The sequence below is a fragment of the Streptomyces sp. NPDC058964 genome, assembly GCF_042741275.1.
GTDB lineage: Bacteria > Actinomycetota > Actinomycetes > Streptomycetales > Streptomycetaceae > Streptomyces.
In genome coordinates, this window is the sequence record NZ_JBHYKH010000023.1 from 14,116 (window position 1) to 39,720 (window position 25,605).

The following is a 25,605-nucleotide window of genomic DNA, read 5'->3' on the forward strand; positions in this document are numbered from 1 at the left end:
CACCCGGGCCGTCGACCGGCCCCCCCCCCGGGGGGGGGGGGGGGGCCCGGGGGGGGCCGGGGGGGGGGCGTTGCTCCCCCCGGGGCCCCGGCGGGGGGGGGAACACCACCGCCCGCCGGCCCCCGGGCCGTTCACCGCACGCCGAGGACCCGCGGCCCGTGCGCCGCAAGGGCCCGCTTCAGCGCCGGGCCCGAAGGGCCGCTCCACCCGGCGGTGGATCAGCCGGGCCAGGCCGCCAGAGCGGCGGTCGTGACCACCGGCGTCGGCCACGGACCCAGCCCCGGAGGATGCGAGGGTTTCGGACGCCTGCCCGCAGGTGCGCGCTGCACGCGGACGCCCCCGGCCCTTCGAGGGGCACGGGGGCGTGGCGGCGCTGGGGCTGGTTCAGCGCCTGGCACTCTGCCGCAGCGCCCGGGCACGGCGCGCCAGACGGCGCACGGTCGCGTTGCGCGGGATGAAGGACAGCTGGGCGGGTACGGCGCCGGGCAGGGCCAGCGAGGTCAGACGGCGGCGCTTGAAGTACCGCCAGGTGTGCGGACTGAGGTGCCGGGAGAGATAGTCCTCGGCGTCCTTGCGCAGCCGCGGGTAGATCCTGGGCTGCATGGCGAAGCCGACCGCCTTGAGCAGCGTGGCCAGGTCGTCCACCCGCCCGGCCGACGGCATCGACCAGTCGGCCACCGCCTTGCGGTCACCCAGCTCGGGCAGCAGCGCGTCGGCGATGGTGACCGGCACGCGGTTGCTGTTCTGGTACGGCGCGAGGCGCGCCAGGACGGTGTCGGTGCCGACGCGGGCGACCGGGAGGCCGTACAGCCCGGCGGCGGTGAACAGCGCCGTGGAGAAACAGCCGACGACCAGGGCCGGACGCATCCGCTGGAACGCCACCTCGGCGAGCACCGGCCGCTCCAGCAGGGTGAGCTCGGCGCCGAGCCGGGTCGCCTCGTCCTCCAGGAGCTTCGACCAGCGGGCGGGGGCGACGGGATGCGGCTTGAAGACCAGCCTGCGGTGGCCGAGCGCCACCGCGCCGCGCACCATCCTCAGGTGCAGCTCCTCCTCCTCGGCGTCTCCGAGGATGTCCAGCGCCGAGAGGTACTGGCCGAGCAGCAGGGCCGGGCGCGGGTCGCCGGTGCCCGGGAGCGCGGCCTCCCCGTCGGCGAGTTCCTCCAGCACCTTCAGGAACGCCTCCGTGGGCACCAGCTCCGGCTCGACGTCGAACTCGGTGAGCAGCAGCGGGGTCAGCCCGGGGACGAGGTCGAGGTGCAGCAGGCGGCCGATGCGGGTGCCGACCAGCGGATCGATCTTGTCGCGGGTGGGGCCATAGCTTATGAGGCCGTCCGCGTAGACATCGACGGGAGCGCCGGTGAACAGCTGACACAGCGCGAGCGACGGGTTGACCTGCACCGACTCCACGGCCAGCCGGATCTCGTCGTCGCCGAGCCCCCACAGCAGCCGGACGTACCGCTCCCACATGGGGATGTCGTCCGCGCGCGGGCCCCAGCCGCTCGGGTGGAAGGGGGCGATGGTCTCGTTCCAGGACAGCACCTCGTCGAAGCGCTCGCGCAGCCGGGCGAAACCCGGCATCCGGTCGACCGGGGGCGTGGTCTCGGGCGTGGCCGCGTTGTTGGTGACCAGCAGCAGCCGCCGGTCGGCCGGGCCGAACAGCCCGGCGTCGATCGCCGCGGCGAGGGTCGCGGCTCCGTACAGGGTCGACGCGCAGAAGATGTGGGTGGTACGGGGCATCAGGCGGCCACCGTCCGGGTGCCCGAGGGCCGGCGCCGCAGCCGCCGCAGCCGGCTCGCCCGCTGCGGGTCCATCGAGTCCATCACCTCGGCCAGCACGTCCTGCGGCAGTCGTTTCAGAGCGGCTGAGCTGAGAGAACGCAATTTTCGGGCCACGGCGGGTTCGAACCTCTCGATCGATCCGAGATGATGGGCCATGATTGCGCAATAAGTGCGCACTGCTTTCGGCAGCAGCTTATCGGCCTCGGGATCGCGCGCCGTTTCCTCGATTACCTGGTCGAACGCGCGAATGAAATCGAGTTGTCGCACGTCGCCGATTTGGGTGAGCGAGGAGGCGACACCGCGACGGTAGTACACGCCGAGCAGACCCACCGCGGCGAAGGAATTCGCCTCCCGGTGCAGCTTCCAGATCCAGGGCCGGTCCTCGGCCGTGCGCAGCCCGTGGGTGAAGTGCAGCAGCCCGCGGTCGACCAGCCGGCGGTGGTAGACGCCCGCCCACGCGTACGCGTAGTCGACGGAGGTGGACCGGTCGGCGGGCAGGATCGCCTTGCGCGGGTCCATCACGACACCCCGGCGGCCGTGCGGCACCCGGTGGACGGCACGCGTCCTGGCCGTGCACTGCACATGGTCGGTGCGCACGAAGTCGCAGCCCAGCTCCTCGATGGCGGCGACCAGCCGCGGATAGTAGCCCGGGGCGAGCCAGTCGTCGCCGTCCAGGAACGTGAGGTACTCGCCGCGCGCCCGGTCGATCCCGGTGTTGCGCGCGGTGGCCAGCCCTCCGTTCCGCTCGTGTCTGACCAGCACGGCACCGGGCAGCTCGCGCTCCGCGCGCTCGAGAATGTCCGGAGTCCCGTCGCGCGAGCAGTCGTCGACGAGGATGAATTCGAAGTCCTCACGCACGTTCGCGCGCAGACTCTTCAGCGTGTCCGGCGCGTATTGCTGGACGTTGTAGAACGGCACGATGACCGAGAGCTTCACCACCCCGGTGACGTTAGAGGGCGGCCCGTCATTCGTTCTGGACGCCGGCTTGATGTCAGGTGAACTGCACGTGGCGAAGCTGTGAACCGGGTTGTTCTGCCATGCGTTCCGGGGCTGATTCGCCATTCGTCGACGCGCTGTTAACCGTTTGTTGCATTCGGGTTGGGCGGAACCTAGGAATGCCTTCCTAGCGTCTTCGACGTGCCAGCAAGTGCAACGAAGTCCCCGCGGATCGCCGTCCTGGCGGACTCCGACACCCGGTGGAAATGGGGCGCGCTCACCGCGCAGCGCGTCGTCCCCGAGGGTTCGGACATCCGGCTCGACGGCTACCTCCTGCGGGGCCGTGCCACCCCGACCGCCCGGCAGCTGAACGAGGTCGGCGTCCACGCGGACTCGCTCCGCGAGGTCACCGCCGTCGAGTTCCTGCGTGCGATGCGCGAGGAGTCGTACGACGTCCTCGTCCTCGCCCTCGTCGGCGGCGCCGTGCAGGCGATGCTGCACGGGCTGCGGCGGCTCGGGGAGGGCTCCGGGAAGCGTCCCGTCGTCGTCACCGGCTATGTCGGCGTCGTCTACGAGAAGCTCGCCGACGGCCTCCTGCTGCGCCACGGCGCGGACCTCGTCCTCGCCAACTCCCGCCAGGACGCGGACCGTTTCCGGGCCGTGTACGAGGGAGTGGGCGCCGACGCGTCCTCGGTGACCGAGGTCGCCCTGCCGTTCCTCGGCGGCGAGCCGTACACCGGTGAACACGACCCGTACACCGTCGTGTTCGCGGTCCAGCCCTCGGTCCCGGACAACCGCAAGGACCGTACGTACCTGCTGAACCGGCTGATCGAGCACGCCCGCCGGCACCCCGAGCGCGAGGTGCTCCTGAAACTGCGCTCCAAGCCGGGCGAGCACACCACGCACATCGAGGAGCTCCCCTACCAGAAGCTGGCGCAGGGCATGGACCTGCCCGCCAACTTCCGCCTGGTGTACGGGCACATGGGCGAGGTCCTCGACCGCACCGACCTGCTCGTCACGGTCAGCTCCACGGCCGCGCTGGAGGCGCTGCACCGCCGGATCCCCACCGTGGTCCTCACCGACCTCGGCGTCCGCGAGGTGCTCGGCAACCACCACTTCGCCGGCTCCGGCTGCCTCGCCTCCTGGGACCAGCTCGACGCCGGACACCGGCCGAAGCCCGACGAAGAGTGGGTCGCCCGCCAGGGTGTCGCCGCCGACGGGTCCTACGGCACCGCCTTCGACGCGGCACGCGAGCGCATCGCCCAGCTCCTCGACCGCCCCGGCGGCCTGCCGCCGCTGAACCCCTACTACACGACCGAGACCGCGCCCGGCTATCTGCCGGGGATTCTCGCCCGCCACCACCTCGGCCCCGACGGCTCCCCGCTGCCCGGCGCCCCCGCCGCCGACAAGGCGCCGGGACCGGTCCGCCAGATCGTGCGCCGGGCGGCGCGCGGCGCCTACCGGCACGGCGTCCAGCGCGTGGCTCCCGTGATCCGCCGGATGGGGGAGCTGTGAGCGGTCCGAACCCCGACCGAGGAGAGCGAGTGCCTGCCCGAGGAGCCCACGTCCCCGCCCAGGCGGACCGAGGAGTAGAGCCCATGTCCAACCCCGAAGCGGGGCACGGCGCAGACGTACGCCGGGTCCTCGCGGTGATCCCCGCGCGCGGCGGCTCCAAGGGCGTGCCCGCCAAGAACCTCGCCCCCGTCGGCGGCGTCCCGCTGGTCGCCCGCGCCGTGCGCGAGTGCCGGGCGTCCCGGCTGGTGACCGACGTCGTCGTCTCCACCGACGACCAGGCGATCGCCGCCGCGGCCCGTCAGGCCGGCGCCGAGGTCGTGCTGCGTCCCACCGCCATCGCCGGCGACACCGCCACCTCCGAGGCCGCCGTCCTGCACGCCATGGACGCCCACGAGGCGCTGCACGGCTCGCCCGTGGACGTCGTGCTCCTCGTCCAGTGCACCAGCCCCTTCATCGTCCGCGAGGACATCGACGGGGTGGCCGGCGCGGTCGTCGAGAACGGCGCCGACACGGCGGTCACGGTGGCCCCCTTCCACGGCTTCATCTGGCGGGACGCCGCGGACGACCCGAAGGTCGTCGGCCCCGAGTCCACGGCGGCCGTCGGCGGTTCGGTCACCGTCGCCAGCTCCACCGCCACCGAGGGCGGTTACGGTGTCAACCACGACAAGTCGTTCCGCCCGCGCCGCCAGGACCGCCCCCAGGACCTGCTGGAGACCGGCGCCGCCTACGCGATGGACGCGGCCGGCTTCCGCAAGCACAACCACCGCTTCTTCGGCCACACCGAGCTGGTCCGCACCGACCCGGCCCGGGTGCTGGAGATCGACGACCCGCACGACCTGGCCCGCGCCCGCGCGCTGGCCCCCCTCTTCGACGCGGACCTCCCCCAAGCTCTCGACTCCGCTCGAGCAGGGGGGACCCCCGTCGGTTCGCTCCCGACCGCCGACGACATCGACGCGGTCGTCCTCGACTTCGACGGCACCCAGACCGACGACCGGGTGCTGATCGACTCCGACGGACGGGAGTTCGTCTCCGTGCACCGCGGCGACGGACTCGGCATCGCGGCCCTCCGCAGGAGCGGCCTGAAGATGCTGATCCTGTCCACGGAACAGAACCCGGTCGTCGCCGCCAGGGCCCGGAAGCTGCAGATCCCGGTGCTCCACGGCATCGACCGGAAGGACCTCGCGCTCAAGCAGTGGTGCGAGGAGCAGGGCATCGCGCCTGAGCGCGTGCTCTACGTCGGCAACGACGTCAATGACCTCCCGTGCTTCGCCCTCGCCGGCTGGCCCGTGGCGGTCGCGAGCGCCCACGACGTCGTGCGCGGCGCCGCACGCGCGGTCACCACCGTCCCCGGCGGCGACGGCGCGATCCGAGAGATCGCCAGCTGGATCCTCGGCCCCTCTCTCGATTCCCTCACCAAGTAAGGACACCCCCTGTCATGAGCACCTCTCGCGTCCGCCAGTTCGGCTCCCGCACCGCCGGCCCCGGCCACCCCGTCTACGTCTGCGGCGAGATCGGCATCAACCACAACGGTGAGCTGGAGAACGCCTTCAAGCTGATCGACGTGGCCGCCGAGGCCGGCTGCGACGCCGTCAAGTTCCAGAAGCGCACCCCGGAGATCTGCACCCCGCGCGACCAGTGGGACATCGAGCGCGACACCCCCTGGGGCCGGATGACCTACATCGACTACCGCCACCGCGTGGAGTTCGGTGAGGACGAGTACCGTCAGATCGACGAGTACTGCAAGGAGAAGGGCATCGACTGGTTCGCGTCCCCGTGGGACACCGAGGCGGTCGCCTTCCTGGAGAAGTTCGACGTTCCGGCGCACAAGGTGGCCTCCGCCTCCCTGACCGACGACGAGCTGCTGCGCGCCCTGCGCGCCACCGGCCGCACGGTCATCCTCTCCACCGGCATGTCGACCCCCAAGCAGATCCGCCACGCCGTCGAGGTCCTGGGCAGCGACAACATCCTGCTCTGCCACGCCACCTCGACCTACCCGGCGAAGGCCGAGGAACTCAACCTCCGCGTGATCAACACGCTGGAGAAGGAGTACCCGAACGTTCCGATCGGCTACTCCGGCCACGAGACCGGCCTGCAGACCACGCTGGCCGCCGTCGCCCTCGGCGCCGCCTTCGTCGAGCGCCACATCACCCTCGACCGCGCCATGTGGGGCTCCGACCAGGCCGCCTCCGTGGAGCCGCAGGGCCTCACGCGCCTCGTCCGCGACATCCGCACCATCGAGGCCTCCCTCGGTGACGGCGTCAAGAAGGTCTACGACTCCGAGCTCGGCCCGATGAAGAAGCTGCGCCGTGTCGCCGGCGTCGTCGCCGAGGCGGAGATCGCGGCGGCGGCGGGCGAGCCGGTCGCGGTCTGAGCACCCTGAACGCCGACAACGCCTTACGACGGGACGGTCGTACGTCGATGAGCCCCCGCGCCGGGAACACCGGCACCACGCCCCGCACGCTCGCCTTCGTGGAGAGCCCGGTACAGCTGCTGAACGTGCTGGAGTGGGCGCACGTCCACGCCCTGCGAGGGGCGGGAGATTCCGGAGCGGGGCCGCTGGCGTCCGTGCCGTCCCAGGTGAGGCGGTCCACCGAGGGCGGATCACCGTCGGCCGAAGCGGAGCTCACCGTCGTCGTCCTGTCCCCGACCGACCCCATGACCCGGGGCCAGCTGCGCCGCATGGCCGATCTGGCCCGGGACGAGGGGTACCGGGTGCGCTGGGAGGAGGCGCGGGGCGGTACGACCGCGCCCTTCCACACCATCGGCGGCCTGGCCGGCGCACTGCGCCGGGCGGACCGCATCGTCATGGGGGACCCGTTCTCCCGCTACGTGCAACTGCTGCTGACGATCACCCGGGCCAAGGACCTGGTGGTGGTCGACGACGGCACGGCGACGATGGAGTTCGTCGCCCAGCTCGCCCGCGGCGAGCGTCTGGTCCGCTGGCACCGCAAGGGCGGCCGCCCCGGCCCGCGCGACCTCCTCTTCGCCCCCGTGTCGTCCTCGGCCCGCCGCCGGCTGACCCCCAGCGCCAAGCGCCGGGTGGAGGTCTTCTCCTCCATGCCGATGGAGGAGACCCCGGAGGGCGTCACGGTCACCGCGAACGACTTCGGCTGGACCCGGGCCCGCTTCGGCCCGCCGCGCATCACCAGGAGCGCGGACATGGTGGGCACGTCACTGGTCGAGACCGGCGTCGTGGACGGGGACCGCTATCTGACGGCGGTCCAGGGCCTGGCCAGGGCCCACGGGGCCACCCGGTACTTCGCCCACCGCCGCGAGAGCGCGGAGAAACTGCACCGGCTCGCCGCCGTGACGGGACTGGAGATCGTCCGCCCCGACCTCCCGCTGGAGCTGATCGCGCGGCGGGGGCCCATCGGGCGGACCATCCTCAGCTTCCCGTCCACGGTCGTCCACACGCTGCCGCTCGCGCTGGCCGGCACGGGAGTGCGGGTCGCCGTGTGCGACATCGACCCGGCGTGGCTGACGGAGAACGCGTCGCCCCGGGCCCAGGGCTTCCTGTCGGGCGTGACGGGCACGGCCAGGGACGTGCACCGGCTGGCCGCGGTGGGCGCGGTCTAGCCCTCTCGTCACATCCCCGCCCGCCCGGCGAGGCCACGCACATCCAGTACGCGGCCGGGGCCCGGCACGCCGGGAGCACGCTCCCCCGAGCGGGCGGACGACAAGGGTGCGGCGACAGGACCCGGCCGGGGCACCGGCCGTGCGGCGTCATCCGCCGGCCGGAGCCTTGCGGGCCAGGACGTAGGCACGGGGGCGCTTCTCCTCGTCCGAGGGTTCGCGCACGGTCGTCGCACACGGCCGGAGGCCGGCCCCGGCCAGCAGGCCGGACACCGCCTCCGGTGTGCGCCAGTGGTAGTCGAGGCCGATCCCGTGCCCGAAGCGCTCCGTCAGACGGAGATGGCCGGTGCCGTCGCCGTCGCCGCACTGGAAGCCCAGCAGCACATGGCCGCCCGGGACGAGGGTGCGGTGGAACTCCGCGAAGGTCGCGGGCAGGTGCTCGTCCGGTACATGGATGATCGAGTAGAGCGCGACGATCCCGGACAGCGTCCCGTCCGGGAGGTCCAGGGACGTCATCGAACCGATGTGGAAGCGCAGGTGGGGGTGGGCCTCGCGGGCCAGGGCCACCATCCGGGGCGAGACGTCGACGCCGAACGCCGGCACGCCGAGGTCGTGGAGGCGGGCGGTCACGAAACCGGGTCCGCTGCCGAGGTCGGCGACGGGGGCGGGAGCGGCCCTGCCCGCCAGCTCCGCGAAGGCGGTGATCATGGCCCGGTCCACGGGTCTGTCCGCGAGGTGATCCGGATAGCGGTCCGTGTACTCCTTGGCGATCGTGTCGTAGGAGGAGCGGGCGGCCTGGATGAAGTCCGGTTCGGTCACGACGGCGCACGATACCGGGGCGCGCGCCGGGCCGTGCGCCTCTTGGGTCCGGTGGGTGGACAGCTCCAGTGGCGCTCGGGCCGGGCGTGGTATCCGTGGAGGAAAGGACCGGTGAAGGGTGCAGGGGTCCGGCGGGGTGCGACTGGGGTCGCGCCCGGCGGCGTTTCGTGATCGACTTGACCGGAAGTCGGGCGAGTGTACCCATCCCAGTCGACAGCTATGCGTCCGGTGGTCCAGATTTTCTTCCCCTAACGGGTTGAACTTTTGTTGATCGAGGGTCAGTTGACCGCCCGGGCGTCCTACCCTTCAGAGGGTGAACCAATTGATGTCCCGAGAGTCCGAGGCCGATCTGTCCGGGGGTGCGCTTCCGGGCGTGCTGAGCGAAGCGCTGCACGCCGACCTCGTGGCGTTCCGGCGCGACTTGCACATGCACCCCGAACTCGGCAACCAGGAGTTCCGCACGACCGCCGCGATCAAGGAGCGGCTGGAGAGGGCCGGGCTCCAGCCCCGCGTCCTCGCCGTCGGAACCGGGCTCGTCTGTGACATCGGCGTTCCGGAGACGGGCGGCGCGGAGGGAGGCGTGTTCGCCCTGCGGGCCGACATCGACGCCCTTCCCATCCCGGACACGAAGAGTGAGTGCCCGTACCGGTCGACCGTGCCCGACCGGGCCCATGCCTGCGGGCACGACGTGCACACGACCGTGGTGCTGGGGGCCGGGCTCGTCCTGAACGAGCTGCACGGGAGGGGGCTGCTGCCCCGGCCCGTGCGGCTCATCTTCCAGCCCGCCGAGGAGGTGCTCCCCGGCGGTGCGGCCGACATCATCGAGTGCGGCGTCCTGGACGGGGTGCGGAGAATCGTTGCGGTGCACTGCGATCCCCGGGTGGACGTCGGGCGGATCGGGCTGCGGCAGGGCGCCATCACCAGTGCCTGCGACCGGCTGGAGGTCGCCCTGGACGGGGCCGGGGGACACACCGCCCGGCCGCATCTGACCACCGACCTCGTCACCGCCGCCGCCCGGGTCGCCGTCGACGTGCCCGCGCTGGTCGCCCGGCGCGTGGACAGCAGGAGCGGGCTCGCCGTCACCTGGGGGCGAATCGAGTCGGGGCACGCGCCGAACGTGATCCCGCAGCACGCGGAGCTCTCCGGGACCGTGCGGTGCCTGGACCTGGAGGGCTGGCGGCAGGCGCCCGACATCGTGCACGCGGCGATCGACGAGGTCGCGACCATGCACCGGGCGAAGTCGGAGATCAACTACGTGCGGGGCGTGCCGCCGGTGGTCAACGACCCGGCCGTGACCGAGCTGCTGCGGGACGCCATGATCGCGCGCCGCGGCGCGGAGTCGGTCGAGGGGACCGAGCAGAGCCTCGGCGGCGAGGACTTCTCCTGGTACCTGGAGCACGTGCCGGGCGCCCTGGCCCGGCTCGGCGTGCGGACCCCCGGCGAGCGCACGGTGCGCGACCTGCACCAGGGGGACTTCGACGCCGACGAGTACGCCATCACGGTCGGCGTGGAGCTGTTCACCGCCGCCGCTCTGCTCGACGCCGTGGAGTAGCGACCGGGAGGAGAGGGGTGCCCTTTTCGCACCCCTTCGTCCTCTTGTGTCACCCTGGTGTAACCGGCAGATCCCGGCTGTAACCCGGAGTCGGCACGAATCGATAACGGCCGGGAGAAACACCGTTCCCCTCGCCTTCTACGCGCGTTACTGTGCGCCGAAATCGCCACCACTGGCGGCACATTGGGGAAGCGGGCCGGTGACGGTGCCGTGGGGATGAAGGGTGCTTGCTGTGCGTCTGATCTCTCGGAGGACCAGGTTCTCCCAAGCTGCGGTGACCGTCGCGGTCGTCGCCCTCGCGGCCGCCGGGTGCGGCAAGTCCAGCAGTGACTCCTCGGACACGTCCAAGGACGGCAAGTACTCGGGCAAGGGCATCGGTCTGGCCTACGACATCGGCGGCAAGGGCGACCAGTCCTTCAACGACGCCGCCTACGCCGGTTTCCAGAAGGCCGAGACCGAGTTCAAGATCGGCGGCCGGGACGTCGAGCCCAGTGACAACGAGACCGACGCGGACAAGGTGCAGCGCCTGGAGCAGCTGGCCAAGTCGGGTTACAACCCGATCATCGGTGTCGGCTACGTGTACGCGCCGGCCGTCAAGGAGGTCGCGGCCAAGTACCCGAAGCTCACCTTCGGCATCATCGACGACAACAGCATCACGTCGAAGAACGTCGCCGACATGGTGTTCCACGAGGAGCAGTCCTCGTACCTCGCGGGTGTGGCGGCTGCCAAGGCCACCAAGAAGAACCACATCGGCTTCATCGGCGGTGTGGACATCCCGCTGATCCACAAGTTCGAGGCGGGCTTCGTCCAGGGTGCGCAGTCGGTCAACCCGAAGATCAAGATCGAGAAGCAGTACCTGACCCAGACCCCGCAGGAGGGTGGCTTCTCCAGCCCGGACAAGGGTGAGAACGCCGCCAAGGGTCAGATCGACTCGGGCGCCGACGTGATCTACGCCGCCGCCGGTCTGTCCGGCCAGGGTGTCATCAAGGCCGCGGCCGAGCACAAGATCTGGGCCATCGGCGTGGACTCCGACCAGTACAAGCAGGACGCGCTGGCGAAGTACAAGAACTACATCCTGACCTCCGCCCTCAAGAACGTCGACGGTGCGGTGTACGACCTCGTCAAGTCCGTCGTCAACGGCAAGCCGCTGTCGGGCGAGGTCCGCGGCGACCTCAAGTCGGGCGGCGTGGGCATCGCCGAGTCCAACCCGACCTTCAAGAACAACGCGGGCATCCAGGCCGCGATCAAGAAGGCCGAAAAGGGCATCAAGAACGGCACCATCGTGGTGAAGACCTCCTGACGGGAGTGTCGTAGGCCTGTCGTAGGCATGGCCAAAAGAGCGCTGTAATGGCAGCGTTACGGCCACGGAACGGGGCACGGGAAGGATCGGCTCTGGCGTCAACCGCCTGGGCCGCCCGCGCCCCGTTCGCGCGGCAGAATGCTCGGAAACGATCGAGTCGGGTACGAAACGAGATCGGTCGGGTCCGGGCACTATTTAAAGCAGGGGCGCTACGCGCGTAGAGCGGCCCCTTTCCCGAGGAGAGTGCGCCATCGACGCGTCCAGCAGCCCTCCGCTCACCGCAGAGTCGACAGTCGCGGTCGAGCTGGCGGGGATCACCAAGCGATTCCCGGGTGTCGTAGCCAACCACGACATCCACCTGACTGTCCGCAAAGGCACCGTCCATGCCCTGGTCGGCGAGAACGGCGCCGGCAAGTCGACCCTGATGAAGATCCTCTACGGAATGCAGAAGCCGGACGAGGGCACCATCGCGGTCGACGGCGAGCGGGTCACCTTCTCGTCGCCGGCCGACGCCATCGCCCGTGGCATCGGCATGGTCCACCAGCACTTCATGCTGGCGGACAACCTGACCGTGCTGGAGAACGTGGTGCTGGGCAGCGAGAAGCTGTACGGCATCGGTGGCAACGCGCGCAACAAGATCAAGGAGATCTCCGACCGCTACGGCCTGGGCGTCCGCCCGGACGTGCTCGTCGAGGCCCTTGGCGTCGCCGACCGGCAGCGGGTCGAGATCCTCAAGGTCCTCTTCCGCGGCGCCCGCACCCTGATCCTCGACGAGCCCACCGCCGTCCTCGTGCCCCAGGAGGTCGACGCGCTCTTCGACAACCTGCGCGAGCTCAAGTCCGAGGGCCTCTCCGTCATCTTCATCTCGCACAAGCTGGGCGAGGTGCTCTCCGTGGCCGACGACATCACCGTCGTCCGCCGCGGTACGACCGTGGGCACAGCCATCCCCTCCGAGACCACCCCGCGCCAGCTCGCCGAGATGATGGTCGGCAGCGAGCTGCCCACCCCGGAGACCGCCGAGTCGACGGTCACCGATCGGGCCGTGCTGGAAGCCCGGAATCTCATCGTCTACGCGAGCGGTGGCGCCTCCCTCGGGGAGATCGGCGCGCAGCCCGAGACCGCTACGGTCGGCTCGGCCGGTGCCACGGCGGGCGCCGACGTCCTCACCGAGGCCACCACCCCCGGCGAGGCCAAGCGCGTTCTCGACGACGTCTCCTTCACCATCCACGCCGGCGAGGTCATGGGCATCGCCGGTGTCGAGGGCAACGGCCAGACCGAGCTGATCGACGCGCTGATCGGCCTGAAGAACGCCGACTCCGGCTCCGTCCGCTTCCTCGGCGAGGACATCACCTCCTGGTCCACCCGCAGGCGCCGCGAGTCGGGCGTCGGTTACATCCCCGAGGACCGCCACCGCCAGGGCCTGCTCCTGGAGGCCCCCCTCTGGGAGAACCGCATCCTCGGCCACGTCACCGAGAAGCCCAACGCCAAGGGCTTCTGGCTCAACCCCAAGGGCGCGCAGGCCGACACCCGCAGGATCGTCGAGGAGTACGACGTCCGCACCCCCGGCATCGACGTCACCGCGGCCTCCCTGTCCGGCGGCAACCAGCAGAAGCTGATCGTCGGCCGCGAGATGAGCCACGCCCCCAAGTTCCTGATCGCCGCCCACCCCACCCGCGGTGTGGACGTCGGCGCCCAGGCGCAGATCTGGGACCGCATCCGCGAGGCCCGTCGTGAGGGCCTGGCCGTGCTGCTGATCTCTGCGGACCTGGACGAGCTGATCGGCCTGTCGGACACCCTGCGAGTGATCTACAACGGCAGGCTGGTCGCGGACGCCGACCCCGCCACGATCACGCCGGAGGAGCTGGGCTCGGCGATGACGGGCGCCGCGTCCGGCCACCTGGAGCACGTAGAGAACGCCACAGAAGACGCGGCAGACGCCGGTCCGGAGGACGAGGCCCGATGAAGAAGTTCGACAAGGAGCGCGTGCTCCTCGCGGTGGCCGGCCCGGTCATCGCGCTCGTCCTGGCGATCGCGCTGACCTCGATCGTTCTTGTCGCCTCCGGCAAGAACCCGGTCGAGCCGTACGGACTGATGCTTCAGCAGCTGCCGTACTCGGACATCCAGGTCCTGATCATCAACCAGGCGTCGCTGTACTACATCGCCGCCATCGGTGTGGCTCTCGGCTTCCGTATGAACCTGTTCAACATCGGCGTCGACGGCCAGTACCGCCTCGCCGCGGTGATGACCGCCGTCGTCGGCGCGAACATCGCCCTGCCGAGTTTCCTGCAGATCCCGCTGCTCCTGCTGGTCGCCATGTGCACCGGCGCCTTCTGGGCCGGCATCGCGGGCGTCCTGAAGGTCACCCGAGGGGTCAGCGAGGTCGTCGCGACGATCATGCTGAACGCGATCGCCACCAGCGTCATCGGCTACGTCACCCTCACCAACGTATGGGGCGTGCAGGTCGGCAACAACGCGACGACCGGCATCATGCACAAGTCCGGCTGGTTCCCCGGCATCAACCTGGGCGCTGATGTCGGTGAGATCTACGGCCTGGTCTTCCTCGCGATCCTGCTGGGCGTCCTGTACTGGCTGGTCCTCAACCGCACCCGCTTCGGCTTCGACCTGCGCGCCACCGGCGCCTCCGAGACCGCCGCCGCGGCCTCCGGCGTCAGCGCCAAGCGCATGGTGCTCGTCTCCATGCTGATCTCCGGCGCGATCGCCGGTCTGGCCGGTCTGCCTCTGCTGCTCGGCGAGAGCCACACCTACAGCCTGAGTTTCCCGACGGGCCTCGGCTTCACCGCCATCGGCATCGCCCTGCTCGGGCGCAACAACCCGGGCGGGATCGCGTTCGCCGCCCTGCTGTGGGCCTTCCTCGACAAGGCGTCGCCCGCCCTCGACTACGCGACCCCGGAGGCGTACCCGAAGGAGATCGCCACGATCATGCAGGGCCTGATCGTCTTCGCGGTCGTCATCTCCTACGAGTTCGTACGCCAGTGGGGCCTGCGCCGCCAGCAGAGCCGGGTCGGCGCCGAGCTGGCCGCCGCCCAGAACACCAAGAAGGAGGTGGCGGCCTGATGAGCACCGCGACCATCGCCAAGCCCAAGGCGAAGCAGCCCGGCAGGGGCAGCCGCCGTATGTCACTGCCGGTACTCCTGCTGATCATCGCGGGCGTGCTGGTCCTGACCTCCGCCGTCCGCCTCATCACCGGCGCCGACGGCATCACCTCGACCGGCCAGATGTCCACGGCCCTGCGTCTCGCGGTGCCGATCGGCCTCGCGGGCCTCGGCGGCCTGTGGTCCGAGCGCTCCGGCGTCGTCAACATCGGCCTCGAGGGCATGATGATCCTCGGCACCTGGTTCGGCGCCTGGGCCGGCTACCAGTGGGGCCCGTGGACCGGTGTCGTCTTCGGTGTCATCGGCGGTGCACTCGGCGCCGTGCTGCACGCCATCGCCACCGTGACCTTCAACGTCAACCACATCGTCTCCGGTGTGGCGATCAACATCCTGGCGCTGGGCGTCACCCGCTACCTGTCGAAGTTCACCTTCGAGAACGCCCCGCAGGGCTCCTCCAAGCAGTCCCCGCCGATCGACTCGCTGGGCACCTTCGACATCCCGGGCCTCTCCGACTGGCTGAACACCCTCAACGAGAAGCACTGGTTCGTGATCTCGGACATCGCCGGTCTGGTCGGCGGTCTGGTCACCGACCTGTCGCCGCTCACCGTGATCGCCGTCGCCCTGGTCCCGATCACCTGGTGGGTGCTGTGGCGCACGGCCTTCGGCCTGCGACTGCGCTCCTGCGGCGAGAACCCTGTGGCGGCCGAGTCCCTCGGCGTCAACGTCTACAAGTACAAGTACATCGCCGTGATCGTCTCGGGCGGCTTCGCGGGCCTCGGCGGCGCGTTCCTGTCGATCGTCGCGTCGAACGTGTACCTGGACGGCCAGACCGCCGGCCGCGGCTACATCGGTCTCGCCGCGATGATCTTCGGCAACTGGATGCCGGGTGGCCTCGCCCTGGGCGCCGGCCTGTTCGGCTACACCGACAGCCTCAACCTGCGCGGCGGTACCGTTAACGTGCACGCGCTGATCCTGCTGCTCGCGATCCTGCTGGTGTTCGGCGCGGCGTACCTGGCCTGGAAGAAGAGGTTCGTCCCGGCCGTCATCACCGCCGTGATCTCGGCGCTGATGTTCGTCTGGTACGCCTCCACGAACGAGGTCCCGCGCCAGCTCGTCACCGCGACCCCGTACATCGTCACCCTGCTCGTGCTCTCGCTGTCCGCGCAGAGCCTGCGGATGCCGAAGGCGGACGGCCTGCCGTACCGGAAGGGACAGGGCAAGTGACCTCGCCCGCCGACTTCGACTGGGAGGCGCTGCGCGCGAAGGCGCGGGACGCCATGTCCCACGCCTACGCCCCGTACTCGGGCTTCCGGGTAGGCGTTGCGGCCCTGGTCGACGACGGGCGCACGGTGACCGGCTGCAACGTCGAGAACGCCTCGTACGGCATCAGCCTGTGCGCCGAGTGCGGGCTGGTGTCCGAGCTCGTGCGCACGGGCGGCGGCCGCCTGACGCACTTCACCTGCGTGGACGGCACGGGTGTGCTGCTCGTCCCGTGCGGCCGCTGCCGCCAGCTGCTCTACGAGTTCGGCGGGCCCGACCTGCTGGTGGACACCCCGGAGGGCGTCCTGCCGCTCTCCGCGATGCTCCCGCAGGCCTTCGGCCCGGACCATCTCAGCAAGTAACTCCACCGCGGCCCCTCCGAGCAGATCCGATCGGAGGGGCCGCGTGTTTCGCACCTCCCGGAAGGAACGCACGCCATGGCCATGGACGCCATCTCCGTCATCCGCACCAAGCGGGACCGCGGTGAGCTCGGCGACGAGCAGATCGACTGGGTCATCGACGCGTACACGCGCGGCGAGGTCGCCGACGAGCAGATGTCGTCGCTCGCGATGGCCATCCTGCTCAACGGCATGAACCGTCGTGAGATCGCCCGCTGGACCGCCGCGATGATCGCGTCCGGCGAGCGCATGGACTTCTCCTCCCTGTCCCGCCCGACGGCGGACAAGCACTCCACGGGCGGCGTCGGGGACAAGATCACGCTCCCGCTGGCCCCCCTCGTGGCCGCCTGTGGCGCGGCGGTCCCGCAGCTGTCGGGCCGCGGCCTCGGCCACACCGGCGGCACGCTCGACAAGCTGGAGTCCATCCCCGGCTGGCGCGCCCTGCTGTCCAACGAGGAGATGCTGCACGTCCTCGACACCACCGGCGCGGTGATCTGCGCCGCGGGCGACGGACTGGCCCCGGCCGACAAGAAGCTGTACGCCCTGCGCGACGTCACCGGCACGGTCGAGGCGATCCCGCTGATCGCCTCCTCGATCATGTCGAAGAAGATCGCCGAGGGCACCGGGTCCCTGGTCCTGGACGTGAAGGTGGGCACCGGCGCCTTCATGAAGACGATCGAGGACGCGCGCGAGCTCGCTTCCACGATGGTGGGCCTGGGCACCGACCACGGCGTGAAGACCGTCGCGCTCCTCACCGACATGTCCACCCCGCTCGGCCTCACGGCGGGCAACGCCCTGGAGGTCCGCGAGTCGGTCGAGGTCCTGGCGGGCGGCGGTCCGGCGGACGTGGTCGAGCTGACGATCGCGCTCGCCCGCGAGATGCTGGACGCCGCCGGCGTGAAGGACGCGGACCCGGCCAAGGCCCTGGCCGACGGCTCCGCCATGGACGTCTGGCGCCGCATGATCGCGGCCCAGGGCGGCGACCCCGACGCGCCCCTGCCCACGTCGAAGGAGCAGCACGTGGTCAAGGCCCCGGCCTCGGGCGTCCTCACCCGTCTCGACGCCTACGACATCGGCATCGCCGCCTGGCGCCTCGGCGCGGGCCGCGCCCGCAAGGAGGACCCCGTGCAGGCGGGCGCCGGCGTCGAACTCCACGCCAAGCCCGGCGACACGGTCACCGCGGGCCAGCCCCTGCTGACCCTGCACACGGACACCCCCGAGCGCTTCGACTACGCGCTCCAGGCGGTGGCGGGCTCGTACGACATCGCGGCGCCCGGTACCGCGTTCTCCGCCACCCCGGTCGTGCTGGAACGTATCGCCTGACCAGGGCATTTCCCTTTCGGGTGAACGGGACCGGTGGACCCCCGCCGGTCCCGTTCGGCATGCTGGGACCGGTGACGCACCGATGGGAGACACCGCCACGGGCGCACTCAGCGTCGAGCCCGAGTTCCCGGGAGGGAGGGGCTGGGACGAGATCGTCCGTGTCTGGAAGGAGACGGATGCTCCGGAGGGCAGCAAGGTGCAGATCATCGAAGGGGTCGTCACCGCGTCACCTCCACCGTCCGAAGAGCACAACGACACGGCTGAGCTGCTCCTGACTGCGACTGGGGCATCTACCGGACGCTCGGGCCGACGTGCCCGGAGACGGGCGGCCTGTTCATTCCTCGGTCGAGTACGGAGAGCAGCTCACACTGCCTGCTCCGTTCAAACTGGTTCTGGACACCAGCGTTCCCCCCTCGCTTGAACCGGCATCACCCGGCCAAGCTGTCCCCCGATGAGTTGTGGCCTTCTGATCGGTCTACAGCACGTGGACGCCAAGACACCGGCCGTACTCGTGCTGCCCGGCCCCGTCACCAAGGACAAGGTGCCGGGGCTGTGCAACGACGTGCGGGCGCTGCTGGAGCTCACCGGAGCCGGTGTCGTCGTATGTGACGTGGGTGGGCTCGGGCCTCCCGGGCTGGGGGTCATAGACCTGCTCGCCCGGCTGGAGCTGGCCGCCCGGCGGGCCGGAGGGCGGATAAGACTGCGGGACCCCGACCCGGCGCTACACGCCCTCCTCGATCTCGTCGGCCTCCGCTTCGAGCTGGAGGGGCAGCCCGAACAGCGGGAACCACCGCTTCGTGTCCAGGAAGAAGTGGAACCCGGTCAGTCGCCCGCCTGATATCTCCAGGATCTGGACGGCCCACGCCGTGTAGCCGCCCGCCTCCGGGTCCGGCTTGTACTGGGCGAAGCCGGGCACGCCGTTGACCTGGACCGGCAGCAGGCGGGAGCCGGCGCAGGCGGAGCCCAGGGTCGTCATGAAGCCGGTGATGTCGTCGTGGCCGGTCAGCCACAGGTCGAACGGCGGCATCGTCATGACGGCGTCCTCGTGGAGCAGCGCGGTGAGAGCCGTCATGTCGTAGCCCTCGAACGCCTTCACGTAACGCTCCAGGAGCTTTTGCTGCTCCTCGTCCAGCGGGTCGGAGACCGCCGCCCCGGCACCCTTGTCGTCCCGCTCCGCGAGCGTCGCCCGAGCCCGCTGCAGTGCGCTGTTGACCGAGGCGACCGTGGTGCCCAGGAGCTCGGCGACCTCGCTCGCCTTCCAGGCCAGCACCTCGCGCAGGATCAGCACCGCCCGCTGCTTGGGCGGCAGCTGCTGCAGGGCCGCCATGAACGCGAGGCGGACCGACTCCTTGGCGACGGCCGCCTCCGCCGGGTCGTCCACCGTGGGGAGCACGCGGGCGTCGGGCATCGGCTCCAGCCAGGTGCTGTCCGGGCGGGGGGAGAGCGCCGCCCGGGCCAGCGGAGTCGAGTCCGACAGGTCCACCGGCCGGGCCCGCTTGTTCCCCGCGGTCAGCATGTCCAGGCAGACGTTCGTCGCGATCCGGTACAGCCAGGAGCGGAGGCTGGAGCGGCCCTCGAACCTGTCGTAGCTCCGCCAGGCCCGGACCAGGGTGTCCTGCACCGCGTCCTCGGCCTCGAAGGAGGAGCCGAGCATGCGGTAGCAGTAGCCGGTCAGTTCGGTCCGGTACTTCTCCAGTGCGACGTCGAGGTCCGTCGTCGCCGTGCCGTCACTCATCGTCCACCCACCCCTGTGGCCGTTCCTGTGCAGTGCCTTCGCGCCCAGCACTTCGGAAGCTACCGCAGCCCACTGACAATGGCCCCCTGAGCCTGCAAAGGGCCAGGTCGATGGGCGTTCAGACCAGTTGCTTCACGGACATGAGCAGATGCCGGTGGGCGGTGACGTCCTCCGCGCCCGCCCCGGCCGCGCTCAGCAGCGCCCGCTGCCCGGCCCCCAGCAGCTCCATCCGCAGCACGGGCCCCTCGAAGGAGTTCAGCGCGTCCAGCAGATACGCGGGCCTGAAGGCCACCGTCACCTCCTCGGCGCCCGTGAGCGCCGCCGGCAGCCGCTGTGCCGCCACGTCGTCCCCGTAGCCGGCCCGCACCCGCACCGACCCGTCCGTGGCCGAGAAGTCCAGCCGCACCGGACTGTTCGCCTCCGCCACCACCGAGACCCGGCGCACCGCCTCCGCCAGCGCCCCGCACTCCACCTCGGCGACCGCGGCCCCCGTCAGCTCGAACAGCGACCCGTAGCCGGGCAGCCGTCCGTCCAGCCGCCGTACGACCGAGCGCATCCGCCCGCCCTCGAAGCCCACCAGGCCACCACCCGGCGCCGACGGATCCAGACCGATGCGCACGCTCCCGCACCGGGCCAGCGACCGTGCCACGTCGAGCAGCCGCCGCGCGGGCAGCAGCGCCTCCACCGCCTCGCCGTCCGCTCCCGCCTCCGGTTTCCACGGCAGCTTCCGAACGGCATAGCGGTAGCGGTCCAACGCCGACACCGTCATCTCCTCGCCCTCCAGGCGCAGCTGGACGCCCGTGAGCGCCGGGAGCGTGTCGTCCCGGCCCGCGGCCACGGCGACCTGGCCGACCGCGTCGGCGAATCCTGCCGCGTCCACGACCCCGTACGGCGCGGGCGGCGAGGGAAGCGGCGGGTACTCGTCCAGCGGCAGCGTCGACAGCCCGAACTCCGTCCCGCCCGCCTCCACCGTGAACCGCGTGCCCTCCAGCGCGCAGCGCACGGCGCCCTCCGGCAGCACCCGGCAGATGTCCAGCAGCCTGCGCCCGAGGACCAGCACCCGGCCGGACCCGCTCGTCTCCGCGTCCGTCCCGATGCGCGCCGCCGTCTCGAAGTCGAAGCCGGACGCCGTCAGCCGCCCCGCATCAGCCTCCAGCAGCAGCCCGCCCAGCACCGGAACCGGCGACTTCGACGGCAGTGCCCGCGCCGCCCATCCCACGGCCTCGGCGAACGCCCCGCGCCCGACCTGGAACTCCATGCGAAAACCCCCTGCTCGGTCCGGCTGACCCGCGGAAGCTATCGGCGACCACTGACAATCGGCTCTGAGCAGGGGGAAAGCAGCGAAGGGGGTCAGTGCGCGGTGACCAGCTTCCCGCGCGCGGCCACCCGGGCCGCCCGTGAGCCGAACACCGTGATCGTCACGACGCCGAGCACCGCCAGGATGCCGACCCCGACCGTGCCGGCCCAGCCGCCCGCGTGGAAGGCCATCGCGCCCACCGTGCTGCCGGCGCTGGAGCCGATGTAGTACGCGGACTGGTAGAGGGCCGCGGCCTGGGCACGGCCGCGCGTGGCCGTCTTGCTGACCGCCGAGGAGGCGACCGCGTGGCCCGCGAAGAAGCCCGCCGTGATCAGGACCAGGCCCAGCAGGACCAGCGGGAGGGAGTCGGCCAGGGAGAGCAGCAGGCCCGTCGCCGTCGTGCCCCCGGCGAGGTAGAGCGCGCCCCGGCGGCCCAGGCGGCCGACCAGCCGGCCCGCCGTCGACGCCGACACCGTACCCACCAGGTACACCAGGAAGATCGAGCCGACGATGCCCTGCGGCAGCCCGAACGGCGCCTCCGTCAGGCGGTAGCCGATCACCGTGTAGACGCCGCCGAACACCGTCATGAACAGCGCGCCGATCGCGTACAGCCGGCACAGCAGCGGGTCCGAGAGGTGGTCGCGGACCGTGCGGGCCAGATCGCGCGGGCGCAGCGAGCCCGGCCTGAAGTGCTTCGGTGCCGGCAGCAGCAGCCGGAAAGCCACCGCGCAGACGACCGCGATCGCACCGATCACACCGACGGCGACCCGCCAGCCCCACTCCTGCGCGACCCAGCCGGTGATGACCCGGCCGCTCATGCCGCCGACGCTGTTGCCCGCGACGAACAGACCGATCGCCGTGACCAGGGCCTTCGGCCGCACCTCCTCGGCCAGGTACGCCGTCGCCGACGCCGGGAGCCCGGCGAGCGCCGCGCCCTGGACCGCCCGGAGCACCACCAGGGTGCCGATCGAGGGAGCGAAGGGGACCAGCATGCCGACCGACACCGCGACCGCCAGCGAGGCCGTCATCACCGTACGGCGGCCGAAGCGCTCCGACAGCGCACTCATCGGCAGCACGAACAGGGCCAGACCGCCCGTCGCGGCCGCCACCGTCCAGCTCGCCTCGCTCGCCGCCACCCCGAACTCGCCCGAGACGAGCGGGAGCAGGGCCTGCGTGGAGTAGAGGAGCGCGAAGGTCGCGACACCGGCGAGGAAGAGGGCGAGGCTCATCCGGCGGTAGCCGGGGCCGCCCGGGGTCATGCGGGAGTCGGGGGCGGAGACGGACGAGACGGCGTCCACGGCGGTGGACGCCCCGGTACTGGCGGGAGACATGCCTCGAAGTTACGTACGCGCCGGCTCATCCGTCCAATGCACGGACTCGTCATAATCGTTCCCATGGTGCATCAGCAGAGGTCACAGGCGAGCCTGTCACCGTTCAGTGACACAGAAGACATGACGGACATGGCGCGGCTGCTCGCCCCGCGCCTCGCGTACTTCGCCGCGGTGGCCCGCACCGAGCACGTCACCCGGGCCGCGCAGGAGACGCAGGTGCCGCAGTCCACGCTGTCGCGGGCCATGGTCCGGCTGGAGCGGGACCTGGGCGTCGACCTGTTCGCCCGCCGCGGCCGTACCGTCGCCCTCACCCCGGCCGGCCGTACCTTCCTCACCTCCGTCGAACGCGCGCTCGCCGAGATCGAGCGCGCCGCCGAGGAGGTGCGCGCCGACGCCGACCCGGCCACCGGCAAGGTCGCCTTCGGCTTCCTGCACACCATGGGCGCCGAGACGGTCCCCGGGCTGCTCCAGGCCTTCCGCGCCGACCATCCGCGCGTCCGCTTCAGCCTCGTCCAGAACTACGGCGAGGCGATGCTCGAGGGGCTGCGGGCGGGCGAACTCGACCTCTGTCTGACCTCCCCGGTCCCCGACGCCCCCGACCTCGTGGCCCGGCGCCTGGAAGAGCAGAAACTGCGCCTGGTCGTCCCCGCCGACCACCCCCTGGCCGGCCGCAGACGGGTCCGGCTCGCCGAGGCCGCCGACGAAACCTTCGTCACCCTGGAACCCGGCTACGGCCTGCGCCGCATCACCGACGCCCTGTGCCGGGAGGCCGGGTTCAAGCCGAGGGTCGCCTTCGAGGGTGAGGAGGCCGAGACGCTGCGCGGCCTGGTGGCGGCGGGACTGGGCGTGTGTCTGCTGCCCCCGCCGGCCGTTCCCCGTCCGGGAGTGGTGGAACTGACGGTCACGGCGCCGCGGGCGGTACGCGAGATCGGCGTGGCCTGGCTGGACGGCCACCCGGACACGCCCCCGGTGGCCGCCTTCAAGGAGTTCCTGCTGTCGCGGCGGGGGAAGCTGCTCGCCTGACCCCCACGGCTCGCCCGACCCTCACGTCCGGTGCAGCGAGCGCCCGAATCCGACGGCCAGCGGCATCCGCAGGCCGAGGGGCGGCGGAGCGGCCAGCGCGTCCTCCACCGGACGGGAGAGCGCGTGTCCGAACAGCGCGCCCATCGCGAAGTCCGCGACGAGCGCGTGGACTTCGTCTCGGTACTGGTGCAACGCGTGTCCGTCCGAGTGCACTTCGAACCGGCACACCTCCCGGTTCGCCTTCTTCGCCCGGGTCGCCAGCCGGAAGGACAGCTCGGGATCGGTCCGCTCGTCGTTGGTGCCGTGCACGATCAGTACCCGGCGCCCCACGAGCTGTTTCACCGGTTCCGGCGGCGCGGCGACGTCCTCCTCCGGCAGCCAGGGGGCGATCGCGACGACGGAGTTGACCGCGTCGTGGCCGCCCGCCCGCAGCGCCGCCCGGCCGCCCATCCCCACGCCGACCAGGCAGACGGGGACGTCACCGTAGCGCCGTACGACCTCGTCGACGGCCCAGGCCGCGTCCTTCGCGGTGTGCGCCTCGCTGCCGTTCCAGCCGCGGTAGCGGTAGTGGACGGTGTGCGCGGCCAGTCCCTCCTCGCGCCCCGCGCGCGCCAGTGTGCGGCCGAGGCCGCGCACGGATGCCGTCGCCCATACGGAGGACGGTCTGCGGGCGGAGACCTCCTCGCCGCCCGGGAGCAGCAGCACCGCTCCGCTCACCGCCGTCGGCTCCTGGCCGACTGCCCTTCCCAGCCTGGCCGTTCGTACCGGCGCCGATTGCTGTGCCATGACAGAACAGTGTCAGAAGTACGGGTGTACGCGACCCGTCCGTGCGGTCACCGTTACGTATCGACGGATTCGTACACCGGGCGATCTACGCGCGTAGGCGTTAGAGTGCGGAGATGACGAGCCAGACTGCCCAGACTGGGAGCATCCCGACGTCGGACCAGATCCGCCGGGCGCCCAAGGTTCTGCTGCACGATCATCTCGACGGTGGGCTCCGTCCCGGGACCATCGTCGAACTCGCCGGGGAAACCGGCTACTCCCAGCTCCCCGAGACCGATCCCGACAAGCTCGGCGTCTGGTTCCGCGAGGCCGCCGACTCCGGTTCCCTGGAGCGGTACCTGGAGACCTTCTCGCACACCGTCGGCGTGATGCAGACCCGCGACGCGCTGGTCCGGGTCGCCCGCGAGTGCGCCGAGGACCTCGCCGGGGACGGTGTCGTCTACGCCGAGGTGCGCTACGCACCCGAGCAGCATCTGGAGGGCGGGCTCAGCCTCGAGGAGGTCGTCGAGGCGGTCAACGAGGGCTTCAGGCAGGGCGAGCGGCTGGCCCGGGAGAACGGCCACCGCATCCGGGTCGGCGCCCTGCTCACCGCCATGCGGCACGCGGCCCGCGCCCTGGAGATCGCCGAACTCGCCAACCGCTACCGCGACCTGGGTGTCGTCGGCTTCGACATCGCGGGCGCCGAGGCGGGCTACCCGCCCACCCGGCACCTGGACGCCTTCGAGTACCTCAAGCGCGAGAACAACCACTTCACCATCCATGCCGGCGAGGCCTTCGGACTGCCGTCCATCTGGCAGGCGCTGCAGTGGTGCGGCGCCGACCGGCTCGGGCACGGGGTGCGCATCATCGACGACATCCAGGTCCACGAGGACGGCTCGGTGAAGCTCGGCCGGCTCGCCTCGTACGTGCGGGACAAGCGCATCCCGCTGGAGCTGTGCCCCAGTTCGAACCTCCAGACCGGGGCCGCCGCCTCCTACGCCGAACACCCGATCGGGCTGCTGCGGAGGCTGTACTTCAGGGCCACCGTGAACACGGACAACCGTCTGATGTCCCACACCAGCATGAGCCGGGAATTCGAGCACCTCGTCGAAGCGTTCGGTTACACGCTCGACGACATGCAGTGGTTCTCCGTCAATGCGATGAAATCAGCGTTCATTCCTTTCGATGAACGACTCGCCATGATCAATGACGTCATCAAGCCCGGATACGCGGAGCTGAAATCCGAATGGCTGTTCCGGCAGACCGCCGCCACCAGCGGTTCTGACGAATCCGAAGGCTGACCGGGGGCGTTCGGGGCGTACGGAATGCGGACGGACTTCACAACCCGTCCGCATTTCGATGTTTGCGGCGGGCGGCCCGGCGTGTTTACGGTCGTGGACCGCTCGGATTGTTCTGATCCCCGTTATCGCATTCAAGGACGCACCCACCATGAAGCAGTCTGCTGCCAAGACCCTCGGTGTCGCCGCCCTCGGTGCCGCCTTCGCCGCCGTCGGCGCGGGCGCGGCCAACGCGGCCCCGGCCGTCCCGGACGCCACGCAGGCCCTGGACACCGTCACCCGGACGCTGCCGGCCGAGAACGTCGGCAAGGCGCTGCCCGGTGCCGGTCAGGCGCTCTCCCAGGGCCAGGCCGCGGTGGGCGCGGGCCTGGCCGCCGCCCAGCCGGCCGCCGAGAAGCTGCTCGCCCAGGGCCCGACCGCTCCGGTCAAGGGCCTCCTCGGCGGACTGCCGTTGCAGGGCCTGCCCACGCACGGCGTGCCGGTGAACGGGATCCCGCTCGGCTGACCCGAGTCCCCCCCGCTCCGGCGGGGGGGGGGCGCGGCCGCCCCCCGGCGCGCCCCCCCCCGGGGGGCGGCGGGGGGGGGCCCCGCG

The 25,605-nt window shown here is 71.3% G+C and carries 22 protein-coding genes; 15 read left to right on the forward strand and 7 right to left on the reverse strand.

Annotation, left to right across the window (positions count from 1 at the left end):
* Nucleotides 1–384: 384 nt before the first annotated feature.
* Complete coding sequence (locus tag ACFW2E_RS05065; RefSeq protein WP_384461543.1) at nt 385–1,737, reverse strand: polysialyltransferase family glycosyltransferase; 1,353 nt, start codon at nt 1,735–1,737, stop codon at nt 385–387.
* Nucleotides 1,737–2,717, reverse strand: a complete 981-nt coding sequence (locus ACFW2E_RS05070; RefSeq protein ID WP_384461600.1) for a glycosyltransferase family 2 protein — start codon at nt 2,715–2,717, stop codon at nt 1,737–1,739. The genes ACFW2E_RS05065 and ACFW2E_RS05070 overlap by 1 nt, the downstream gene beginning before the upstream one ends.
* Nucleotides 2,718–2,915: 198 nt before the next feature.
* Here ACFW2E_RS05070 and ACFW2E_RS05075 point away from each other — a divergent pair, with 198 nt between their 5' ends.
* The 4 genes from ACFW2E_RS05075 (at nt 2,916) to ACFW2E_RS05090 (ending at nt 7,805) form a co-directional block, all read left to right on the forward strand.
* Complete coding sequence (locus tag ACFW2E_RS05075) at nt 2,916–4,229, forward strand: DUF6716 putative glycosyltransferase (RefSeq protein ID WP_384461546.1); 1,314 nt, start codon at nt 2,916–2,918, stop codon at nt 4,227–4,229.
* Nucleotides 4,230–4,312: 83 nt separating this feature from the next.
* Nucleotides 4,313–5,650 (forward strand): cytidylyltransferase domain-containing protein, encoded by a 1,338-nt coding sequence (locus tag ACFW2E_RS05080; RefSeq protein WP_384461549.1) that lies wholly within the window; start codon nt 4,313–4,315, stop codon nt 5,648–5,650.
* Nucleotides 5,651–5,664: 14 nt separating this feature from the next.
* A complete protein-coding gene (locus tag ACFW2E_RS05085; protein WP_384461552.1) occupies nt 5,665–6,600 on the forward strand; it encodes an N-acetylneuraminate synthase family protein in 936 nt (311 codons plus the stop codon).
* Nucleotides 6,601–6,647: 47 nt separating this feature from the next.
* Entirely contained in the window at nt 6,648–7,805 is a 1,158-nt protein-coding gene (locus ACFW2E_RS05090; RefSeq protein ID WP_384461556.1) for a hypothetical protein, read from the forward strand.
* 147 nt (nt 7,806–7,952) lie between these two features.
* Here the strand turns inward: ACFW2E_RS05090 and ACFW2E_RS05095 are convergent, their stop codons facing one another.
* A complete protein-coding gene (locus tag ACFW2E_RS05095; protein ID WP_384461559.1) occupies nt 7,953–8,621 on the reverse strand; it encodes a class I SAM-dependent methyltransferase in 669 nt (222 codons plus the stop codon).
* A gap of 325 nt (nt 8,622–8,946) precedes the next feature.
* Here ACFW2E_RS05095 and ACFW2E_RS05100 point away from each other — a divergent pair, with 325 nt between their 5' ends.
* The 8 genes from ACFW2E_RS05100 (at nt 8,947) to ACFW2E_RS05135 (ending at nt 18,405) form a co-directional block, all read left to right on the forward strand.
* Nucleotides 8,947–10,173, forward strand: coding sequence for an amidohydrolase (locus tag ACFW2E_RS05100; RefSeq protein ID WP_384461563.1), 1,227 nt, complete (start codon nt 8,947–8,949; stop codon nt 10,171–10,173).
* 274 nt (nt 10,174–10,447) lie between these two features.
* Nucleotides 10,448–11,473, forward strand: a complete 1,026-nt coding sequence (locus ACFW2E_RS05105) for a BMP family protein (RefSeq protein WP_384461603.1) — start codon at nt 10,448–10,450, stop codon at nt 11,471–11,473.
* Between the two features lie 250 nt (nt 11,474–11,723).
* Entirely contained in the window at nt 11,724–13,436 is a 1,713-nt protein-coding gene (locus tag ACFW2E_RS05110; protein WP_384461606.1) for an ABC transporter ATP-binding protein, read from the forward strand.
* On the forward strand, nt 13,433–14,548 hold the full coding sequence (locus ACFW2E_RS05115; protein WP_384461566.1) for an ABC transporter permease: 1,116 nt from the start codon (nt 13,433–13,435) through the stop codon (nt 14,546–14,548). Before ACFW2E_RS05110 ends, ACFW2E_RS05115 begins: the two co-directional genes overlap by 4 nt.
* The gene (locus tag ACFW2E_RS05120) at nt 14,548–15,810 is read left to right on the forward strand and encodes an ABC transporter permease (protein ID WP_384461569.1); all 1,263 of its coding nucleotides are present in this window, start codon (nt 14,548–14,550) and stop codon (nt 15,808–15,810) included. The genes ACFW2E_RS05115 and ACFW2E_RS05120 overlap by 1 nt, the downstream gene beginning before the upstream one ends.
* Nucleotides 15,807–16,208, forward strand: coding sequence for a cytidine deaminase (locus tag ACFW2E_RS05125; protein WP_384461572.1), 402 nt, complete (start codon nt 15,807–15,809; stop codon nt 16,206–16,208). The genes ACFW2E_RS05120 and ACFW2E_RS05125 overlap by 4 nt, the downstream gene beginning before the upstream one ends.
* A 75-nt stretch (nt 16,209–16,283) precedes the next feature.
* Nucleotides 16,284–17,567 carry a thymidine phosphorylase gene (locus ACFW2E_RS05130; protein ID WP_384461575.1) on the forward strand — a complete coding sequence of 428 codons (1,284 nt, stop codon included), beginning with the start codon at nt 16,284–16,286 and terminating at the stop codon, nt 17,565–17,567.
* Between the two features lie 451 nt (nt 17,568–18,018).
* Nucleotides 18,019–18,405 carry an STAS domain-containing protein gene (locus ACFW2E_RS05135; RefSeq protein WP_384461578.1) on the forward strand — a complete coding sequence of 129 codons (387 nt, stop codon included), beginning with the start codon at nt 18,019–18,021 and terminating at the stop codon, nt 18,403–18,405.
* On the opposite strand, the gene ACFW2E_RS05140 is transcribed toward ACFW2E_RS05135, so the two are convergent.
* The 3 genes from ACFW2E_RS05140 to ACFW2E_RS05150 all read right to left on the reverse strand — a co-directional run bounded on the left by ACFW2E_RS05140 (nt 18,289) and on the right by ACFW2E_RS05150 (nt 21,930).
* On the reverse strand, nt 18,289–19,302 hold the full coding sequence (locus tag ACFW2E_RS05140) for a sigma-70 family RNA polymerase sigma factor (protein ID WP_384461581.1): 1,014 nt from the start codon (nt 19,300–19,302) through the stop codon (nt 18,289–18,291). The two genes, ACFW2E_RS05135 and ACFW2E_RS05140, sit on opposite strands and share 117 nt — an antisense overlap.
* Before the next feature lie 118 nt (nt 19,303–19,420).
* Nucleotides 19,421–20,560, reverse strand: a complete 1,140-nt coding sequence (dnaN, locus tag ACFW2E_RS05145; RefSeq protein WP_384461583.1) for a DNA polymerase III subunit beta — start codon at nt 20,558–20,560, stop codon at nt 19,421–19,423.
* Nucleotides 20,561–20,652: 92 nt separating this feature from the next.
* Nucleotides 20,653–21,930: an MFS transporter gene (locus ACFW2E_RS05150; RefSeq protein ID WP_384461586.1), complete on the reverse strand. Its 1,278-nt coding sequence runs from the start codon at nt 21,928–21,930 to the stop codon at nt 20,653–20,655.
* Between the two features lie 63 nt (nt 21,931–21,993).
* Between ACFW2E_RS05150 and ACFW2E_RS05155 the strand changes: the two genes are divergently transcribed.
* Nucleotides 21,994–22,953 (forward strand): LysR family transcriptional regulator, encoded by a 960-nt coding sequence (locus ACFW2E_RS05155; RefSeq protein ID WP_384461589.1) that lies wholly within the window; start codon nt 21,994–21,996, stop codon nt 22,951–22,953.
* Between the two features lie 21 nt (nt 22,954–22,974).
* Here ACFW2E_RS05155 and ACFW2E_RS05160 read toward each other — a convergent pair whose 3' ends face one another.
* On the reverse strand, nt 22,975–23,739 hold the full coding sequence (locus tag ACFW2E_RS05160) for an alpha/beta hydrolase family protein (protein ID WP_384461592.1): 765 nt from the start codon (nt 23,737–23,739) through the stop codon (nt 22,975–22,977).
* A 113-nt stretch (nt 23,740–23,852) separates the two neighbouring features.
* On the opposite strand from ACFW2E_RS05160, the gene ACFW2E_RS05165 reads away from it, so the two are divergent.
* Both ACFW2E_RS05165 and ACFW2E_RS05170 read left to right on the forward strand, forming a co-directional pair.
* The gene (locus ACFW2E_RS05165) at nt 23,853–25,016 is read left to right on the forward strand and encodes an adenosine deaminase (RefSeq protein WP_384461595.1); all 1,164 of its coding nucleotides are present in this window, start codon (nt 23,853–23,855) and stop codon (nt 25,014–25,016) included.
* A 148-nt stretch (nt 25,017–25,164) separates the two neighbouring features.
* Nucleotides 25,165–25,518 (forward strand): ATP-binding protein, encoded by a 354-nt coding sequence (locus ACFW2E_RS05170; RefSeq protein ID WP_384461597.1) that lies wholly within the window; start codon nt 25,165–25,167, stop codon nt 25,516–25,518.
* Nucleotides 25,519–25,605 lie beyond the last annotated feature (87 nt).

What these genes read in the sequence shown, in the direction of transcription:
- ACFW2E_RS05065 (WP_384461543.1), bottom strand. Translation starts at nt 1,737, where the DNA reads ATGCCCCGTACCACCCACATCTTCTGCGCGTCGACCCTGTACGGAGCC.
- ACFW2E_RS05080 (WP_384461549.1), top strand. Translation starts at nt 4,313, where the DNA reads ATGTCCAACCCCGAAGCGGGGCACGGCGCAGACGTACGCCGGGTCCTC.
- ACFW2E_RS05085 (WP_384461552.1), top strand. Translation starts at nt 5,665, where the DNA reads ATGAGCACCTCTCGCGTCCGCCAGTTCGGCTCCCGCACCGCCGGCCCC.
- ACFW2E_RS05090 (WP_384461556.1), top strand. Translation starts at nt 6,648, where the DNA reads ATGAGCCCCCGCGCCGGGAACACCGGCACCACGCCCCGCACGCTCGCC.
- ACFW2E_RS05100 (WP_384461563.1), top strand. Translation starts at nt 8,947, where the DNA reads ATGTCCCGAGAGTCCGAGGCCGATCTGTCCGGGGGTGCGCTTCCGGGC.
- ACFW2E_RS05115 (WP_384461566.1), top strand. Translation starts at nt 13,433, where the DNA reads ATGAAGAAGTTCGACAAGGAGCGCGTGCTCCTCGCGGTGGCCGGCCCG.
- ACFW2E_RS05120 (WP_384461569.1), top strand. Translation starts at nt 14,548, where the DNA reads ATGAGCACCGCGACCATCGCCAAGCCCAAGGCGAAGCAGCCCGGCAGG.
- ACFW2E_RS05130 (WP_384461575.1), top strand. Translation starts at nt 16,284, where the DNA reads ATGGCCATGGACGCCATCTCCGTCATCCGCACCAAGCGGGACCGCGGT.
- ACFW2E_RS05135 (WP_384461578.1), top strand. Translation starts at nt 18,019, where the DNA reads ATGAGTTGTGGCCTTCTGATCGGTCTACAGCACGTGGACGCCAAGACA.
- ACFW2E_RS05140 (WP_384461581.1), bottom strand. Translation starts at nt 19,302, where the DNA reads ATGAGTGACGGCACGGCGACGACGGACCTCGACGTCGCACTGGAGAAG.
- dnaN (WP_384461583.1), bottom strand. Translation starts at nt 20,560, where the DNA reads ATGGAGTTCCAGGTCGGGCGCGGGGCGTTCGCCGAGGCCGTGGGATGG.
- ACFW2E_RS05150 (WP_384461586.1), bottom strand. Translation starts at nt 21,930, where the DNA reads ATGTCTCCCGCCAGTACCGGGGCGTCCACCGCCGTGGACGCCGTCTCG.
- ACFW2E_RS05155 (WP_384461589.1), top strand. Translation starts at nt 21,994, where the DNA reads ATGGTGCATCAGCAGAGGTCACAGGCGAGCCTGTCACCGTTCAGTGAC.
- ACFW2E_RS05160 (WP_384461592.1), bottom strand. Translation starts at nt 23,739, where the DNA reads ATGGCACAGCAATCGGCGCCGGTACGAACGGCCAGGCTGGGAAGGGCA.
- ACFW2E_RS05165 (WP_384461595.1), top strand. Translation starts at nt 23,853, where the DNA reads ATGACGAGCCAGACTGCCCAGACTGGGAGCATCCCGACGTCGGACCAG.
- ACFW2E_RS05170 (WP_384461597.1), top strand. Translation starts at nt 25,165, where the DNA reads ATGAAGCAGTCTGCTGCCAAGACCCTCGGTGTCGCCGCCCTCGGTGCC.